The 18084-nt window shown below is 66.4% G+C and carries 18 protein-coding genes; 9 read left to right on the forward strand and 9 right to left on the reverse strand.

All coding sequences use genetic code 11. The features are described 5' to 3' along the window. The first annotated feature begins 69 nt into the window (after positions 1-69). The 9 genes from CFB47_RS07840 to CFB47_RS07875 all read left to right on the forward strand — a co-directional run bounded on the left by CFB47_RS07840 (position 70) and on the right by CFB47_RS07875 (position 8332). A complete protein-coding gene (locus CFB47_RS07840) occupies positions 70-912 on the forward strand; it encodes a hypothetical protein (protein WP_143330821.1) in 843 nt (280 codons plus the stop codon). Next, a complete protein-coding gene (locus tag CFB47_RS07845; protein WP_089460865.1) occupies positions 909-2981 on the forward strand; it encodes a transglycosylase SLT domain-containing protein in 2073 nt (690 codons plus the stop codon). Before CFB47_RS07840 ends, CFB47_RS07845 begins: the two co-directional genes overlap by 4 nt. After that, entirely contained in the window at positions 2981-4834 is a 1854-nt protein-coding gene (locus CFB47_RS07850; RefSeq protein WP_089460866.1) for a hypothetical protein, read from the forward strand. Before CFB47_RS07845 ends, CFB47_RS07850 begins: the two co-directional genes overlap by 1 nt. Continuing rightward, positions 4834-6147: a hypothetical protein gene (locus CFB47_RS07855; RefSeq protein WP_089460867.1), complete on the forward strand. Its 1314-nt coding sequence runs from the start codon at positions 4834-4836 to the stop codon at positions 6145-6147. The genes CFB47_RS07850 and CFB47_RS07855 overlap by 1 nt, the downstream gene beginning before the upstream one ends. 1 nt (position 6148) lies before the next feature. Further along, a complete protein-coding gene (locus tag CFB47_RS40300; RefSeq protein WP_105749867.1) occupies positions 6149-6427 on the forward strand; it encodes a hypothetical protein in 279 nt (92 codons plus the stop codon). 11 nt (positions 6428-6438) lie between these two features. Next, positions 6439-6648 carry a hypothetical protein gene (locus CFB47_RS07860; protein ID WP_089460868.1) on the forward strand — a complete coding sequence of 70 codons (210 nt, stop codon included), beginning with the start codon at positions 6439-6441 and terminating at the stop codon, positions 6646-6648. A gap of 253 nt (positions 6649-6901) precedes the next feature. Beyond that, the gene (locus CFB47_RS07865; protein WP_089460869.1) at positions 6902-7183 is read left to right on the forward strand and encodes a hypothetical protein; all 282 of its coding nucleotides are present in this window, start codon (positions 6902-6904) and stop codon (positions 7181-7183) included. Continuing rightward, entirely contained in the window at positions 7170-7856 is a 687-nt protein-coding gene (locus tag CFB47_RS07870) for a glycoside hydrolase family 73 protein (protein WP_089460870.1), read from the forward strand. Before CFB47_RS07865 ends, CFB47_RS07870 begins: the two co-directional genes overlap by 14 nt. Further along, complete coding sequence (locus tag CFB47_RS07875; protein ID WP_089460871.1) at positions 7853-8332, forward strand: DUF2514 family protein; 480 nt, start codon at positions 7853-7855, stop codon at positions 8330-8332. The genes CFB47_RS07870 and CFB47_RS07875 overlap by 4 nt, the downstream gene beginning before the upstream one ends. On the opposite strand, the gene CFB47_RS07880 is transcribed toward CFB47_RS07875, so the two are convergent. The 9 genes from CFB47_RS07880 to CFB47_RS07920 form a co-directional block, all read right to left on the reverse strand. Continuing rightward, positions 8333-8710 (reverse strand): hypothetical protein, encoded by a 378-nt coding sequence (locus CFB47_RS07880; protein ID WP_089460872.1) that lies wholly within the window; start codon positions 8708-8710, stop codon positions 8333-8335. A gap of 113 nt (positions 8711-8823) precedes the next feature. Further along, positions 8824-9726, reverse strand: coding sequence for a serine protease (locus CFB47_RS07885; protein WP_179258929.1), 903 nt, complete (start codon positions 9724-9726; stop codon positions 8824-8826). Between the two features lie 731 nt (positions 9727-10457). Then, entirely contained in the window at positions 10458-11582 is a 1125-nt protein-coding gene (locus CFB47_RS07890) for a M14-type cytosolic carboxypeptidase (protein WP_089455980.1), read from the reverse strand. 37 nt (positions 11583-11619) lie between these two features. After that, the gene (locus CFB47_RS07895) at positions 11620-13200 is read right to left on the reverse strand and encodes an FAD/NAD(P)-binding protein (protein ID WP_179249970.1); all 1581 of its coding nucleotides are present in this window, start codon (positions 13198-13200) and stop codon (positions 11620-11622) included. A gap of 32 nt (positions 13201-13232) precedes the next feature. After that, entirely contained in the window at positions 13233-14441 is a 1209-nt protein-coding gene (locus tag CFB47_RS07900; protein ID WP_089455982.1) for an acetyl-CoA carboxylase biotin carboxylase subunit family protein, read from the reverse strand. A 91-nt stretch (positions 14442-14532) separates the two neighbouring features. Further along, positions 14533-15738 carry an ATP-grasp domain-containing protein gene (locus CFB47_RS07905; RefSeq protein ID WP_179258930.1) on the reverse strand — a complete coding sequence of 402 codons (1206 nt, stop codon included), beginning with the start codon at positions 15736-15738 and terminating at the stop codon, positions 14533-14535. 9 nt (positions 15739-15747) lie between these two features. Then, positions 15748-16086 (reverse strand): hypothetical protein, encoded by a 339-nt coding sequence (locus CFB47_RS07910; RefSeq protein WP_089460875.1) that lies wholly within the window; start codon positions 16084-16086, stop codon positions 15748-15750. Then, entirely contained in the window at positions 16083-16835 is a 753-nt protein-coding gene (locus tag CFB47_RS07915) for an AzlC family ABC transporter permease (protein ID WP_089460876.1), read from the reverse strand. The genes CFB47_RS07910 and CFB47_RS07915 overlap by 4 nt, the downstream gene beginning before the upstream one ends. Continuing rightward, positions 16832-18082, reverse strand: a complete 1251-nt coding sequence (locus CFB47_RS07920; RefSeq protein ID WP_089460877.1) for a TIM barrel protein — start codon at positions 18080-18082, stop codon at positions 16832-16834. Before CFB47_RS07920 ends, CFB47_RS07915 begins: the two co-directional genes overlap by 4 nt. Positions 18083-18084 lie beyond the last annotated feature (2 nt).

Below are 18084 nucleotides of genomic sequence, written 5' to 3' on the forward strand. Positions count from 1 at the left end.
GGCGCAATCACAGGGGGCGGTGGCGGGGGCTCACAGGTCGCGCAGGGCGCTGCGAACATCGCAGGCGGGATGCTGTCCGCGCAGGAGGCACAACAGCTCGGCAACCAGCTCGCCGGCATCGCGAACCCGTTCGGCCAGTACAACGCGCAGTTCGGCAAGACGCTCGCCGACGCGGCGACCGCCGGCACGTACGGCAATGCCTCGCCGCAGAGCGTCACGGCGATGGGGAACTACGTCAACAGCAACACGATGCCGCTCACGGGCGCGCTGAATGGCGTGTCGTTCGGGCAGCAGCTGAACAACCTCGTCGCAAACCCGAGCAGCGTGTTCTCGTCGCCGCTGTACCAGGCGTCGTTCCAGCAAGGCCAGAACGCGGTGAACGCGACGCTGGCAGCGCAAGGGTTGAACGCGTCCGGCAACCAGCTCGCGGCGCTTCAGAACTACGGCCAGTCGTTCGGCGCGAACTACTACAGCACGATGCTCTCGCAACTGTCCGGCCTCTACGGGCAGGCGCTGGGCGCCAACAACCAGGGCTTCGGCCAGCTCGCCAGCAGCGCGAGCGCGGACCTCGCGGCCAACAACCAGGCATTCGGCCAACTGGCGCTGCTGTCCGGCGCATCGAGCGGCTCGCCGGCAGCCGCTGCGCAAGCCGTATCGAACGTGTACGGCAACGTGAACTCCGCGTACGGCAGCGTCGGACAGGGTGTCGGGCAGGTTGCGAACGGCATCGGCAATCTGCTGAACGGCCTGAGCGGAAGCACGGGCGGCTTCAACTTCGATACTGGGCTCGGCACGACGACGGGCGGCTTTGGCGACGTCAGCGGTAGCGGCGCGCTGTTTGGCCCGTCGGCTGGCTTCGGCGGCGATGGCTACACGTACGGCGGCAGCAACTCGTGGGGGTTCACGTCATGAAGCTCTGGGGACCGATGCTGACGGGCCTCTCGCAGGGGTTCGAGAACTATCAGCGGCAGCAGGAAGACCTCGCGTACACGCGTCAAGAGCGCGCGAACCAGCTCGCCGCGCAGCAGCTCGCGAATCAGGCTGCGTCGACGCAGAACCAGATGAGCGCGCTGCAGCTTGCCGATCTCGATGCGCAAAACCGCTACTTCAGCCAGGCGGCGGACCCGACGGCCGCGGGGGATGCCGTTGCGGCTCAAGCTGTACCGGCGACGCGCGGCCAGCCTGCCGGCGCGACGCAGCTCGCCGCTGCGGGCGGCATCAAGAATTTCAGCGGGGACATGGTCAAGCCGTACACGCCGCAGCGGATCCAGCAGATCGCGCAGCAGGTGAGTGCGCCGTCGCCGTACGACGACATGTTCAAAGCCGCTGCGCAGAAGTACGGCGTCGACTGGCACGAGCTGAAGATGCGCGCCGCCGTCGAGTCTGGTATGAAGGCGGACGCTGTCGGTCCGGCGACCGCGAACGGGCAATCGATCGGCTTGATGCAGGTCGAGAAGGGCAACGCCGCGCGCGCGGGCTTCGACCCGCGCAACCCGCAGGCATCGATCGATTGGGCTGCGCAGCAGCTCGCCGGTTACGCGCGCGCCGCCGACGGCGACCAGTCTGTCGTCGACAAGACCTACTACGGCGGCCCGAACCGCAAGATGTGGGGGAAGAACACGAACCAGTACGCCGCGAACCTCGCGGCGGTGCGCTCGGCAATGGGCAACCAGTCGGCCGGCGCTGCTGCGCTGGACCAGGCGCAGAGCCAGCCGTCGCCGGCCGCGCAGCTCGACGCGCGCGTGAACGCGGGCGTCGAGACGCCCGTAACCGCGTACCAAGGCGCGACGTCAGCGCAGCAGCGCATGATCAGCATGTACACGCAGATGGGTCAGCGGGCGCAGCGCGACGGCAACGGCCGGCTCGCGATGCAGTTCTACGCGCAGGCCGACAAGCTGCAAGGCGAGCAGATCGACCTGCAGCGCAAAACGCTGGACGTGCAGAAGAGCGCGAACGACGAGACCGCGAAGCTGGCGGCGAGCGTCAACGACCAGACCAGCTACGACGGCTTCATCGCGCAGTTGCGGCAGAACCCGGCAATGCAGGCGGCCGCGCGCGGCCTGAACCTGACCGGCGACTACACGGCCGACCGACAGAAGCTCGCGACGCTGGCCGACCGCGCGCTGACGATCAAGGATCAGGCGGACCTTGCGGACCGTCGGGCGCGCCTGCAGCTCGACCAGCAGCGCGAGCAACGCGAGCAGGCGAAGTTCGACGCGCCGCGGATCGCCCATGCGCAGGCTCAGGCGGCCGACCAGCAGCGCCAGCAGGCACTCGCCGGCAGAGGCATTCCGTTTGCACCGTCGATTCAGGCCACGGCGCCGGTCGGCATGTCGCCTGAGCAGGTGGACGCGGCGCGCAAGAAAATCCAGACGGCGAACAACACGGTGCTGCAGAAGGACGCACTCGGGGCGTCGTCGGACCGCGACATCATGGGCCTGACGACGCAGCTCCTCGGCCTGCTCGACAAGCAGAATCCGGTCACGACCGGCGGCTGGTCGAGCATCCCGGGCGTGAGCCAGGTGCTGACGAAGTTCGGTGACGATCGCCAGTTGTTCGAGAAGATCTCGAACAACCTGATCTCGCGCATGCAGCAGTCGCAGGGCGCCGCCGGCGGCGGCCGCTCGTCGTTCACCGCGGCGATGTACGCGAACCTGAAGACCCAGAAGCCGAACGTCGACCTGTCGCCCGCGACCAACCGGCAGATGGCGATGGAGCTGTACGCCGGCGCGGCGATGGAGACGAACCGGCGCGAGTTCGTGCGCGAGTACATGCAGGCGAACCCCGACGCACCCGTGCAGAACGCACAGATGCTGTGGGCCGCATATGAGCAGTCGCTCGGCCCGGCCTTTGTCGTCGATCCGCAGTCGCCGACGGGCTTCTCGCCGAACTACGCGGGCATCCCGACGCGGCCGGACGGTCAGAAGAACGCCGGGTATCGCGACTGGCGTGAGTTCTTCAAGCACTACGAGGCGCAGTGATGGCGAACTACGATCCCAAGCTCGACGCGGACTTCGGCGGCGCACCGGCGGGCGTCAACGCACCATCCGCGCCAGACGCATCGGACGCCCCAGCCGCCACGAAGCTCGTCGGCGAGCAGCCGGCGAAGCGCACGATCGGCGCTCTCGACTTCGACGCGCTCGGCGCGAAGGCGTACCAAGCGGCTACGTTCGGCTTCGGCGCGGATCTCGACCGCATGCTGTTCGGCAAGCAGGCGGAGCACGCCACGCGGCAGCTGTCGAACCTGTACGACCAGCAGCATCCACTGGCCGCGTTCGGCGTCGATCTGGCGATGGCAGCGGCCGAGAGCGCGATTCTGCCCGGCGCCGGCAAGGCGCAGGTTGCGAAGTCCGGCGCCGCGCTGCTCGGCCGACAGGTGGCGGGCGGCGCTGCAGCGGGCGCGGCGATGGGAGCCGGTGCCGGTGGCGACATGTCGACGCGCGCGAAGCATGCGGCCGAGGGTGCGGTGGAGGGCGCGGTGGCCGCGCTCGGCCTCGGCGCCGCAGGCGCGGTCCTGCGCCCGCTGCTCGATCGGTTGGGGCCGGCCGGGTTCAACCAGGTGAAGGCGGCGGCCGACAAGATTAAGCGCGCCCTCGCGACCGAGGGCAAGACGCCGCAGCAGCTCGCGTCGTTTCTGCAAAGCAACCCGGGCGCACGCGTCGTTGACTTCTCGCCGAAGGTCGCGGACCTCGTTACGAAGGCGGCGGACGTGTCGAATTCGACGTCGCGACAGCTCGCGGAGAGCTTGCGCAGCGACGCGGAGGGGCAGGCGGCGCGCCTGTACAACCCGTCTCAGCCACTGCAACACATCAGGCAACAGCTTGCTGACAATCTCGGTGGGTTGCAGCAACAGATGGCTACGGCATACGACAGGGCACGCTTTACTGAAACCGTGCCGGTCACGCCAGAGATGCGGCGGATTTTCGAGAATCCCGCTCTCGAACCGTTTATGCAGCAGGTTCGTGAAGAGGCGCAGGCCGCACGCGCGGCTGGCCGACTGGATCGGCTGCCAGCGTTCGATCAGGAAACCCACGTGCCGGTGTACGCGCTCGATGAGCTGCAGCGAAAACTGGGAACGGCGGCGGAAGACGCTGTCGGGACCGGGCACGCCGGCACGCTGCGCGACTTGCAGACGGAGCTCAAGAACATGTCGGGCGATACGGCGCGCCAGGCCCGTACGCTCGCGGCCCGGATCGGCGGTGAAGGGCCGGGGTCGAGCGGCGGCACTGGCATGCTTGGCGCGCAGCAGTGGGGCGCGCAGTTCGCATTCGGCATGAAGAGTGCGCCGATCGAGCAGTGGCGCGCGATGAATCCGCTCGAGCGCGAGTACGCGCGGCTCGGGATGACGGACGGCCTGGAACGGTACATCCGCGAGCACCCGCGCATGCCCGAGGGCGTGCTGAACAAGATCGGCGACAAAATGAACGATCCGCAGATCCGCGAGGTGCTCGGTGACCGCACGGCGAACCAGATCAAGAAGGCCTTTCGCACCGAGGCGGCCCGCGCGCGCGTAAGCGACCAGATGGCCCGCGGCGGCTCGCGCCGCGCGGCCTTCGAAGAGGAGAACACCGAGCGCATCGTCGGCCATGGGCTGAATGTCGTCGGAGGCGGTGCGATCGGCTCGTGGCTGCGGCTCGCGAAGGCGAAGAGCCTGACCGAGCCGCAGGCGCGGCAAATCATTGACATCGCGACGAAGCCGGGCGGCATGCAGCGCTTGCGCATGGCCGGTCTCGACAAAAACCTGCTCGACAGCCTTGCGACGGCGATGCGGAATCAGGGCTTCGTGGCGGGCGCCATGACCCAGCAAGGTCGGCCGCAGATCACGGAGGATTGATGCGCATTCTGGTAATCGACCAGATCGGGCTGTCGCTCGATTTCATCATGCGGTGCAAGGACTGCGGGCACGAGGTGCGTGCGTGGTTTGCGCCGCGCGAGGACGGCAAGCGCAACGACATCGCCGACGGGTTCGTGACCAAAGTCTCGGACTGGCGCGCGGCGATGGGCTGGGCCGACCTGATCGTGCTGACCGACAACTCCAGCCTGATGAAAGCGCTGGCGCCGTACCACAAGAAGGGCTACCCGATCTTCGGGCCGAACGCGGCAGGCGCCGAGCTGGAGCTGAACCGGCAGAAGGGGCAGGACGTGTTCAAGCGCGCCGGCATCAAAGTGATGGATTCGGTCGAGTTCAACGACTACGACAAGGCGAAGGACTACGTGCAGCGCAACATGCTCCGCTACGTCTCGAAGCCGAACGGCGACGTCGACAAGGCGCTGTCGTACGTGTCGAAGTCGCCGCGCGACATGGTGCTGATGCTCGATCGCTGGAAGGTCGAGAACCCACAGAACCAGGGCTTCATCCTGCAGCAATTCCGCGCCGGCATCGAAATGGCGGTGGGCGGCTGGTTCGGGCCGAAGGGCTGGAGCCGGCACTTCCTCGAGAACTTCGAATTCAAGAAGCTGATGCCCGGCGACAGCGGCCCGAACACTGGCGAGCAGGGCACGGTAATGCGCTACACCGAGAAATCGAAGCTGGCCGACAAGCTGCTGCTACCACTGACCGCGCATCTGCACTCGATCGACTACCGCGGGTACTTCGACATGGCCGCGATCATCGACGAGGACGGCGTACCCTGGCCGCTCGAGGCGACCAGCCGGCCGGGTTGGCCGTGTCGGATCATCCAGGACGCGCTGCACGTCGGCGACCCGGCGCAGTGGATGCTCGACCTGTTGCACGGCGAGGACACGCTCGAAGTGCTCGACGAGATCGCTGTCGGCGTCGTGATTTCGATCCCGGACTACCCGTTCACGAAGTACACCGGACGCGACACGACAGGCTACCCGGTCTACGGCACCGAGCGGCTCGCGACCGAGGACATTCACCTCTGTGAGGTGAAGATGGGGCAAGCCCCGAACGAGCGCGACGGCAAGATCGTGTACGAAAAGATGCCGGTGACGGCTGGCGACTACGTCTGCATCGCGACCGGCACGGACTACAGCGTGACAGGCGCGCAGATGCGCGCGAAGCGCGCGATCAAGAAGATCGAGATCCCGAACAGCCCCGGGTGGCGGGATGACATCGGCGAGCGGCTGAAGGCCCAGATCCCTGAGCTGCAGGACATGGGCTACGCCGACGGATGGAAATATTGACATGGGCGTAAAACTTAGCACTCCTCCTGATCCGCGTACTCCGTTCGAGGCTCCTGCCTGGCAGACGTGGTTCGCGCTGCTTTGGCGCCAGTTCGGACAGGGTGACCTCGGCGCATTCGCGGTCGGCAGCCTGCCGAATGGCGCACTGGAGGGGCAAACAGCCTGGGCGAAGAACGGGCGAAAAGTGGGCGAGGGAGCCGGTGCCGGTACGGGCGTGCCGGTGTACTGGAGCAACGGTGCGTGGCGCGTCTACAGCACGGACGCGGCCGTGTCCGCATAACGGGGAGCGGAATGGACAAGGAAATGGCGGGCAACGCAGTGAGCGGCGCGCTGGCCGCGTCGTCCTCGGCGACGACGGCCGGTGGGGGCGTGGTTGCAATCTGGACGTGGTTCAACGGTCACGACATCTCATGGTGGGTGGGCGTGTTCACGATCGTGCTGCTGCTGTTGCAGATCCGTGACCGCCTGTTTCCACGCCGCACGCGCGGAGGCGCACGATGAACTTCAGGACTTGGCTTGCCGTTAGCGCGGCGCTGGTCGTCGTTTGCCCGTTGCGCGCTGCGCCACAAGTCGTTGAGCGAGACGTTGGCGTGATCCAGAGTGCGCCTGGCGTGCTCTGTGAAAACCTGAGCGCGCCGAACCCGTTCGAGTACCTCTTTTTCTCTAGTCCGGAAGGGCGAGAGGAGTTTCAGCGGATGTTGGAAGCACGGTATCCGAAGTGTCCGCAGCATACAGAGCAACAAGGGGAAACACGATGAAAAAGCTCCTGATCGACGATCTGAACGAGATCGGCAAATGGTGGTCGGTGCGCATCAGCGCGCTGATGCTGATCTTGCTGGCGGCCATCCCGCCGCTCGCGGACCAATATCCGCAGCTCGCGCCGTCGCTGCTCTCGCTGTTCCCGAAGCACGGGCAGCAGTGGGTGCCGATCGTTGGCGTGCTGTTGACGGTCGCCGCGCGCGTCGTCAGCCAAAGCGCGCTGATCGGCAGCATCAAGGCGCTCTTCGGAAAAGGTGGCAGCGATGGGACTCAGTAACCTGATTCGCGCGATCTTCGCGCTCTTCGGTCGTGCCCCTGCGCCCACTCAACCTGACCCGCGAGCCGCTGCGCCGGCGGAGCCGCCTGGTACGCCTCCCGCGCCGGTTGTCGTCACGCCGCAGGCTGCGGCGCCCGCTCCGCCGATCCCCGCCGCGCCGGTGGTTCCGGTTCCTGTAACGCCGCCGGTCGTCGCGCCGGCGCCCGACATCTCGACGCCCGCCGGCTTCATCGCCGCGATCTCGCCGGCGGCGCAAGCGTGCGCGAAGCGCACCGGAGTGCCGGCCAGCGTGACCGTCGCGCAGGCGGCGCTCGAATCGAGCTGGGGCAAGCGCGCGCCGGGCATGAACCTGTTCGGGATCAAGGCTGATGCGTCGTGGCGCGGCCCGATGACGTCGCAGGTCACGCACGAAGTCGTCAACGGCGAGACGATCACGATCACCGCCAATTTCCGCGCGTACAGCACCTGGCAGGGCAGCATCGATGACCACGCAGCCTTTCTGACCGGCAACCCGCGCTACCGGCCGGCGTTCGCGTTCAAGGACGGCCCGAACTTCGCCCGCGCGATCGCGGCGGCCGGCTACGCGACGGATCCGCAATACGCGGAGAAGCTGATCTCGATCATGAACGCACGCAACCTCTGCGCGCTCGATTCCATGGAGGTGTCGGCATGACCTTCCTCGATCCTCGCGTCTGGCTGGCGGTCATGGTGGCTGTATTCATCGGCTCAGCGACCGGCTACTTCAAAGGGCACGCCGACGGCGTGCGCACAACGACCATCGCGGCGCAAAAGGCCCAGATCGCGGCAGTCGATGCCGCGCGCGCCGAGGAGCAACGCCGCACCGCGGCACAACAGGAGAGCGCAGACCATGCTGCGAAAGAACGTGACCAGGCGGTGGCCGATGCTGCTGCTGCTTCCGCTGCTGCTGACGGGCTGCGCAAGCAACTCGCCGTGTACGTCGAGCGGGCCCGCCATCCCGCCGCTACCGCTCGAAGCGCGCCAGCCGGCGACCCCATCGGTGTGCTCGCCGACGTGCTCAGCGGCGTTGACGACCGCGCGGGCGAACTGGCAGCGTACGCTGACGCCGCCCGCATCGCCGGCCAGCAGTGCGAGCGCGACTACGACGCGCTGACGGCGGCTGCTCGCTGATCAGGTCTTGCCGCCGCTTTCTAGCTTTCGCCGCAGGCGTATGACCTCAAGAATCAGCACTCGGATGTCACTTCGTCCGCAGTAGGCGGGGTGCGTCCACCAGTAGCGCAATTTCGAAAGGTCGGGTGAGTCGAACCGAGGCAGCGGCTTTCCAGCGTCTTGCCCGCTATATGCCGCTCCAAAATTGCCATTGCCGATCGGGATAGGCGCCTGAGCCTTTCGGTCGCGCCGCGTCTCGTCGAGCCGGCGTGCGCCCGGTTTCGTCGAGCCATGCCAATGCTTGGCCTCCTCGTCGGTCATCCAGAAGTTCGTGCGATCTGGCGGCCCGCTGTATGGCGCGTCGATGTACTCCCACTGATATTCCCAGACCGGCGGCATGATGCGTCACAAATACTGTATGGATATACAGTTTATCGCGAGGTTAGATCGGGTCGTCAAGAGCAAAAAATAGGGGACGGCTAATGTGCCCCGACTACCACGTGCTGAGGTGTTTATCGACCATCCTTTCCGATAAACTGATCGACGAGCTTCCGTACCTTAGACGCGGGCTCGACAATCCCGATTCCACCGATACTGAGAACCCTAGCAAACATCTGCGATACGTGGCCGGTTTGCGGATCGACGGCGTTCACCGGGTTCATCTGCCCGTCAAAAACCGCAGCCCTCTCGGCTGCATTTGCGACCACGATCCCGAGAAACGCGGCCGGAGAGTCAGTCATGGACATACCGCCAGACCTGGACATGCCTGAGCGCTCGTGAAATACCGGGCCGCCGCTGTTGCCGTTGACGATATTGGAGTCAATCAAAAAGCGCTTGAAAAGGGGACCGGTCGGATCGACCCACGACACCAGGCCTCCTCTCGCCAAGGGCGCGGTCAGGAAATCTTCACCGAGTATTGCCGGGTAGCCAAAGACCATCACGGACGCCCCCGGATACAGATCATCGTCTGTTGCAAAGTCGTCTACGCTGATCGCGTAGGTAACTCGTCCGTACTTGGACAGGTTCGGGAGAGGAACAGCAGCAATGTCGCTTCCGTCAGGCAACGACTGCCACACGTTCTTATGGTTAGCGATGAGCTGTACCGGAATGCCGAGATCATCGGCCGACGCCGAATCGCCGTGCGGAATTCGGATGTTCACGACGTCGGGAATGTTTCCGGAGCGAGGGTCGAAAACCACATGTTTGGCCGTAATCAGGACCGCGTGACGGGGATCGGTGCTGACGATAACCCCCGATCCGATGGTCGAGAATTTTGGACCATTGCCCGCGTCGATCACACGGCCAATAGAAATGGTTGCGCGCCGATAAGTTTCGAAACGGTCCGGCTGCCGTTGCGATTGTGCGTGGGCGAGTGTGGATACCAAAATAGCTGCGGCAAGTGCAAATCTGCGCATGGTGTTCCCCGGAGGCGGTGGGCCTTCTATCGTTTTGGAGGTAGCTCGCGGCCTGATTTTTTGAGGAAACCAGATCGGGCGCGACGCGCAGCCATTACACCACATGGCTGGCTGCCCGGCGACCTTGACGAAATCTTGACGTGAATTGACGAAAACAGGTCAAATTAGGCACCGGAAGTGCAATCGCAAGGGGGTGGCGATCGCTGCAAGTCATTGATTTGATTGCACTTCCGTTCCCGTCTATTTTCAAACTACCGTTCTTCTAAGCCGTAGGTCACACGTTCGAATCGTGTAGGGCGGGCCAGTGAAATCAGTTCGTCAGCTGATATTTTCAAATTTCCCATCCTTTGTCGGCATGCTCGTGTACGCAGCATGCAGGTGTTTGCATTCAACCGGATCGCAACCCATCCATGCGAGGCCGGCTGCTCTCACTGACAAACACTTTGATGGCGTCGTACGCTGAAATGCCAAGCTGGCCGCACGAGAAGATCGAGGCGGCGGTGCTTGGTTGGCTGACCTCCAACACTTCTCGATGTAACCGCAGATGCCAAGACGCTCCAAGTCTTGGCTTTTTTATACCGCTGACCAGCGTATTCCGTCGGAGATAGCTGGCTTGTGCCGGAATCGAAGTCCGGACGAGGGCCGCAATCCTGACCTTCAAACCGTCGCGCAAACGAAGGTTTGGCACCCTGGAGGCGTCCAGGCGTGCTCGACGGAGGGCGAGCAGGACCTCAAGGCCGCACGGACGGCGCAAGCGCCAAGGCGGTTTCGAGCACGGCCCGTCCGAATGTGCGGGCGTATGCGGTCGCATCGGCGTCGTCGCGCGGTCGGTCGGCGCTCTCCTTGAACGGCAATTCGATGGTCATCGCCAGCGCATCGAATTGCTCCGCCACCCACGGGATGCACTTCCTTGGGCTCGCGTGATCAGGTCGGTCTACGGAATAGCCGCGCGCCGTCTGGAATACGGGGGAGCGCCGCAGCAGGTCCTCGTCGAACGTGCGGCGCAGGGCCTGCAAGCGTGGCGTCCAGGCGGGGCTGCCGTCGGCGCCCACCGAGAAGACGTGGGGCAGGACCTCGTCGCCGTGGAAGTCGACGAGCAGGTCGAGCCCGAGCGCTCGCATGCGACGGCGCACGGCGGCCGTCTCGGGCGCATCCGGATACTCGCGGTCCCAGCAGCGGTTGAGGTTGGCGCCGTGCGCGTTCGTGCGCAGGTTGCCCAGGCGCACACCGTCCGGATTGGCATTGACGACGACATGCACGGCTGAGCCACCGTTCTCCCAAGCAGGACGCAGCTCGCCGCAAAGCCCCTGCACGAGGCCCTCGAGGCAATAACCGCCCTGCGATTCGCCCGGATGCTGGCGAGCCATGAACCAGAGGCGAGTGCGTGGCGCATTGCCCTCGAACGAGAGCATGCGGATCGGCTCGCCGAGCGCGGAGGTCCCGAGTATCTCCAGCGTTGCGCCTGCCTGCGTCGCCTGAGCGACGAGGTTATCCTCGGCGACGCGGTCGAAGGTCGGGAAATAGGCGAAGCGCAGGCGCCGGGCCGGGCCGGGCGCGTGGAAGGCGAGCACATCGCCATCGAAGTCCGTTGGCAGGCGGCGCCAGGCCGCCGCCTCGCCGCCATCGGCGCGCATGCAGACGCGATAATCGACCCAGCCTTTAGGGTAGGACGAGCCGGCCAAACCCTCGATGCGCACGTCGATGCCCTCGGGCGGCAGATCGACCAGCTCGAACGCGAACCATTGGGCGAATTCGGCGGCGTTGTCACGGCGCAGACGCAAACGCAGGGGAGAGCCGCTGGTGGGAGAGGCAACGTGATCGATGGCGGCGGCTTCGAAATCGGTGTCGATGTGCATAGGAGTGGTGTTAGGACAGTGTCAGGGGCCTGCAGGCTCACAACGCGACATTTTGCGCGCCGTTGCTGCAGGCGTTTGTGGCACGGGACGAAGGTGCCGCAGCGGACGCGAGATCCGCCAGCAGCAGATCGGCGACGCGGGCAGCATGAGCTGCGTTCAGCACGAGGTTACTGGTGAGCAAGAACACGCCTTGCGTACTGTTCCCGATCGCGAATAATCCGTGCGCGCTTCCGTGAGCGCCGATCACGCGGTTGGTATGCGGATCGACGTCGATGCCGCCGAAAGGGTGACGACGCGCGAGCCCCCCGGCGATCAGGCTCGGATAGAGCGGCCCGGCCGACGCGTCCGGGCCGCCCACCAGACCGGTGCAGTTCACGAGCACCGGCACGCGCAGATCCGGGGCCAGCGTCGGTCCCCCCGTTCCGAAGCGCAGCACGAAGGCCTCGCCGTCGTGAGTCACCTCCTTCAGGGGCCAGAGATTGGTGACGCGGCCGGCCCGCAGCAGTCCTGCCACCTTGCGGCCGTTCTCGAGCGGGATGGAGACACGGTAGCCCATGTACGCGCCGTAGGCGCCGCGCATGAGGCGGCGGCGGTCGTCATCGGGCAGGGCGTTCCAGAAATCCGCGACGAAGTCGTTGAAGGGGATCAGGGCGTCTTGCCAGGGCTTGCGTACGTTGGCTTCGCGCTCCTCGACGCAGGCTAGAAAGGCCTGCGTGGGCGAGAGTTCGGGCCGCGTGATGCTGCGCACCGGCAGGCGTCTGCCCTCGGCACGCGCCATCTCGCGCAACATCAGGCGCATGAGGCGCACCAGCGAGACCGATCCGGGACCGGCGTGGCGTGCGTATCGAGCGACCTCCAGCGTCGCCGGCGCCAACACATGATTGCCGTTACCGCCGCCCACCATGGGCAACTGACCGGTGCGCGAGGCCAGGAAGACGGGCCCGCGATGCCCCTGGTCCGTCAGCGCGATGGCCGTGTCCACCGCGCTCAGGCGACTGCCCAGCAACGCGACCGGCGCGTCGGCACCGATGCGCCGCGAGAGCCCTTCATTCGGATAAGGTAGGGCGACGTAGCCTTCCTGCCCCTCGAAGCGCCGGAACGCCGATGACGGCCCGTTGCCGGTGGCAAGCACCACGCTGCGCGCGACGAAGCTGGCGCCGTTCGATACGGTGACCCGGTATGATCCGGATTCCTCATTGATATCGATGACCATGCCACGCTCCTTGCGCACGCGCCAGCCCAGCGCCGCCAGTGCCGCCAACGTCCGGCGCACGCGGCTGACCAGGTAGTCCCCGAACAGGGGACGCGGGGCATAGCCGTCCGCCTCAAGCGGCACGTTGGCGTGCTGGGGCTCGAGCCGTCCCGCAGCGCGCTCCTCGGCGAACCAGCGGAAGAACTCGCCGAGATCGTCGGCGCGCACCGAGATGGCGGCGTTCGCGCGATTGAGAAGGTTGCTGTTCGCGTCGCGGCCGTAGGCGATGCCGCGCCCCGGCTCCTCCGCCGGATCGACGATGACGACGCTGCCGACGAAGCCGCCGGCGTCGACTTCCAGTCTCGCGAGGAAGGACGCCCCGACCGCGCCGCAGCCGACGAGCGCAATGTCGCAGGGTTCACGCATCCCGTCCTCCGACCTGCTGTCCGTCGTGCGCATCACGAGCGCCAGATCGTGCGTTGCGCGTGCCAGTCGACAAGCTTGTCCCAGCGCGACGTGACTTCACCGACGGTGTCCGCGTGGTAGACGAAGCTCGCAACCTCGGCGTTAGTCATCGCCGGGCCGTTGTACGCGCGTCCGGGTTGACCGTAGGCCGTGTATTTGACGACCCACGGAATATCGCAGTCCTTAGGAATGGCTTCCAGCACGGCGGGCTGCGGCGGCAAGAGGATGCGAGCGGCCAGCCGCTCGCGCAGTGCGGGCCGCCACGCTTCGGCGTATCCGGGCAGGCAGCAGCAGCGCACGTATTCCATCTTCAGGTCGACGCCGGTGGCCGCCATGATCTCGTCATTGATCGCGCCGCCGCCGATGCGCGCGGCAACCTCGCACAGCATCAATCCCTCGTGCCTGTCCTGCAGCAACTGCGCATGGAACATCATGGTCGGCGCCGACGGCAGGGCGCGTCCGACCAGATGCGTGACGAACTTTTCCACCGCGAGCCGTTCGGCATCGTCCGCGGGCAGCGAATATGTGCCGACGGCTTGTCCTTTCATGAAGTCCAGCGTGGTGTTGATGTACTTGGCGACCTGCATGAACGCGGGCTCGCCGCGCAGCACGAGACCGTCGATACGGAACATCGGGCCGTCGCAGAAGGTCTCCACGAACAGTTGCGGGCGGAAATCCGTCGCGGCGATCGCACCGGACGCGAGGTAGGCCTCGAGCTCCTCATCGGTGCGCAGGACGCCAACCTGCGCCGAACCACGGCCTGAAATCGGGCGCACGATGACGGGCAGTCCGTTGGCCCGCACGAAGTGCAGCAGGTCGAAGGCGCTTTCCACGCGGGCGAACCGCGGCGTGCCGAGGCCCGCCGCACGTGCGCGTTCCTTCATCAGCAGCTTGTCGCGGAAGATCCACGCATTCGCTTCGGAGTGACCCGGGATGCCGCAGCGTTCACGAATGCGCGCGGTGCGCAGCACGTCGACCTCCGACAGCGAGACCACGTTGCGCAGCGGCGTGGCCGCGTGGATCTCGTGCGCTCGCTTCTCCGGCAGATCGTTGTGCTCGTAATTGCAGAAGGTGTGGACGCGGGAAAACGCGCCGTCCACGTGGGCCTCGATGCGCTGACGCGCGTCGTCGGTGTCCGCGCCGGTGAAGAGGATGGCATCGGGGCCGACCGATCGCCGCCACTCCGCAGCGGGGGTAGACATCAGTACCTTGGGCGTAACGAAAAGAAGGTTTCTCATAGCGGAAGCCGCAGCGGCAAGGCCCGGCGCAAAGGGGGTTGTCGAGGCCGGCAAGTCAGGCTGCGGTGGTGTCGAGGACGACTCGCAGCCGATCGCGACTATTCTCTGCAGCGGTGGCCGCTTCGCCAGGCGTCGTGCCAACGGCCAGGCAATAACCGAGTCGCTGACTGGAACTCGCGGCCGGCGCGACGCGGCTGCCCGTCTTGGCGTCGAGATGCACGGCGCGCACGCCCGGCACCGCCGTGGCGTGCTCGATGTTGTCGATACTCTTGACCGTGCCGGCGCCGGGGCTCAAGAGGAAGCGGATCGCCGCGGCCGGTGCCTGTCGCGGCAGGGGCTCGATGGCGCGCCCGCACAGGCGCGCCAGGGTTTCGCGATAGACGTTGCGGCCCGTCACGATGTGCACGAGCTCCCAGATCTGGTCGCCGCCTGGACGCGTCTGCGTCTCGATGGCCTTCGGCCCTTGCGGCGTGAGCCGGAACTCGGAATGGCAGGGCCCGTTGCGATGGGCGATTGCGGTCAGCACATCGATCGCCGCAGCACCGAGGGCTTCGAGATCGTGCACGCCGCGCGAGGCCGGGATCACGTGCCCGAGTTCGACGAAGTTCGGCGCGCCCGTGGTCAGCTTCTCCGTCACCGCCAGCACCTCATGCACGCCGTCCGCGCTGATGGTTTCGACGCTGAACTCCGGGCCGTCGACGTATTCCTCGACGATGATGGCGCCGCCCTTCGCGCCGGTGGCGTGCCGCCAGGCGGCCTCGAGCTCGGAAGCGTCGCGCACGAGACCGACACCGCGGCTCCCGCTCGCGCCCACCGGCTTGACGATGATCGGCTCGCCGATTTCCGCGAGGAAGGCCCGTGCGTCGTCCAGGTCAGCGCAGCGGCGGTAGCGCACGCCGTTGCAGCCAGCGGCGGCAAGGGCGTCGCGCGTCGCGGCCTTGTCGCACGCGGTGCGGATGGCTGCGGGCGGATTCCAGCACACGCCGAGCGCTTCGCCGACGGCCGCCGCCGCGAGGAGCCAGGGTTCCTGGAAGGTAATGACGCTCGCATAAGGCCTGCGCGCATGCTCGCGGCGGGCGAAGTCGGCGATGCGCGCGACGTCGTCGTGCTCGGCGAGAAAGACTTTGCTTGCAGCAGCGCGCTGGCGCTCGGTCAGGCCTTTCTCGCTTTGTATCAGGTCGGCGCGGCAACCGAGTTCGGTCAGCCACTCGACGCTTGAGTCGCGGCCGCCGAGGATGAGGATCTTGTCGTCTTCAGTCATGAGGAGCATTCAGGGAAAATAGGTTCGGACGGCTACGAAGGCGAGCGCGAGCGCCGGCGCAAGCAGCAGCCCGTCGTAGAAGCGGGAGATCACGAGGTACAGGGCGATGACGCCGACGAGGGTTGCCTCGCGGTGCCAGCCGCCCGAGAGCGGCGAGATGCCGGCCGGGAGCAGCAGGCCGACCACCATCGAGGCAATGCAGCAAGCCAGGAAGGCGCGGTTGAAGCGATCCATGGTCGGCGAGATCTCTCCGGTCATGCGACGCCTCGCCAGCAGCGGGAGCAGGCGCAGCGCCAGCGTGAGGCCGCCGGTAACCGCGATCACGGACCAGATGGCAAGGTGTGTCATGGCTTTTGCGAATGTGCCTGACGCCGAGGACGGCCCACGACGTCGACGATGCGCGGCGAGACCGCGAACAGCCAGGACAGCACGAACACCATCAGCAGCGTGCCGAAGGCCGGGTTCAGCGTCTTGGACAACGGGGTCAGCACCGCGCAGGCGATCGCCACGGTCACGAAGCCGGGGCCGCCCCCGGCGTTGAAGATGCGGCCCACGAGCAGCATCGCGACCATCACGTCGAGGCCATCGACCCACACCGGCGTCGCCAGGCCGCCGAGTGCGTTGCCCACGGCCGTCGACAGCACCGCAGCGACATACAGCAGCACGCAGGACACTGCGAGCTCAAGCTCCTCGCGCCACGCGTCCTCCTCCGCGTCGCTATCGCGCTGGTGCAGCTTGAAGCGCGTGAACGACAGGCCGCTCAGCATCGCGCACCAGATCGCCATGCGCCGCGCCGGCACCGTGCGCAGGCTGCTGACCACGGTGAAGGCCATGAACAGCAGGCGCAGGTTGATGATCACGACGGCCGCGCTCACCGCGCCGATGCCGACGCCCGACTTGAGCATGTCGATCATCACGAGCTGTGCGGGCGCCGCGAATACGAATGCCGTCATGGCAACGGCGTCGGGCAGGTTGAAGCCCGCGCTGCGCGCAGCCGCCCCCACCGTCATGAACGATACGACGATGGAGCCGAGCAGCGGCAGCGTAGGCGCGGCCGCCGCACGCAAGGCGGCGAGATCGAGGCGCGCGCGCGTCATCGGGCGGGAAGTTCCTGGGCGCTGTTGGATGCCGCGGTGTCGGTCCACGATTCGCCGCTCACCTCGTCGTGCGCCGATGTCAGGGAGCGGCCGGCGCACGGGCCCTTGACGCAGTGGCCCGATGCGTCGAAGAGGGCGCCGTGGACGCTGCAGACAACGTAGCCGTTTTCGGTGCAGAGCGGCGACATCGAGTCCAGACGGGCACCCGTGTGCGGGCAGGAGTTGACAAAGGTCGTCGTGCCGGCACGGCCGATGACGACGATGGTGCTGCCACCCGGCGCCGCGCCGATCGCGACGGTCCGAACGTCGCCCTCACGCAGGGAGGTCCCCCCGGGCGTGGTGGAAGGGCCGGTGACGTCGCGTGCCCGGTCGTGACCCTCGAAGCGGGCGCGGTAGTCGATGGCCTTGTCCAGAAAACGCTGGAAGTCGCAGTTGCGCACGAACTCCTCGACGATCGCTCCGCCCTCATAGCCCGCGGCGCCGAGACGGTGCAGGACTTCGTCGAGCGGGAAGTCGCCGTCGCCGATCGGTACGTGGGCATGGTTGCGCCCCTTCATATCGGCGATGTGGACGTTGGCGACGTAGGGCGCGATCTGCGTCAACGCGTCGAGGAAGTCGGCCTCGCTGTCGTAGCGTGAGCGCAGGTGGATCACGTCCAGGGTCACGCGAGCGCCCGTGGCTTGACACATGGCGATCTGTTCCTCGACTGAGTGGACGATGTAGGAAGGGCGTTCGTCGCCCATGTTCTCGAGACTGATCTGCACGCCGCGCGACTCGGCGTAGCGCACCGCCTCCACCAACGATTCGTGCAAGTGGCGGTTGAAGATCTCGCGTTCCTGGCCTTCGTGGTAGCCGGGGTGGCAGGTGACGATGCGCGCACCGATGTCGGCGCCGAAGTCAACGGCGCGCGAGAGCAGGGTGATCGAACGCGCGCGCTCGTCGGCGCTCGGCGACGCAAGGTTCGTGGCCTCCCCGAACCAGGGCGCGTGCACGCTCAGGCGCACGCCGGTGCGTTGCGCGGTTTCGCGCAGGGAGGCGACGAGTGCGTCGTAACGCTCGTGGCCGCATTCGAGGACGGCGGGCTGGGCGTCTTCCGATATCTCGATCTCCACGGCGCCGAAACGTTCGGACAGGAAGGCGACCGCAGTGGCAACATCGGCCGGCGCGAGCGCCGTGTTGGTCGGATGATTCAGGACGTTGGTGGAAAAGCCAATCGTCGGCAGGCGGGGCGTGGTTGCGGGTTGCATGG

The organism is Burkholderia sp. AU27893, assembly GCF_002223205.1.
GTDB lineage: Bacteria > Pseudomonadota > Gammaproteobacteria > Burkholderiales > Burkholderiaceae > Burkholderia.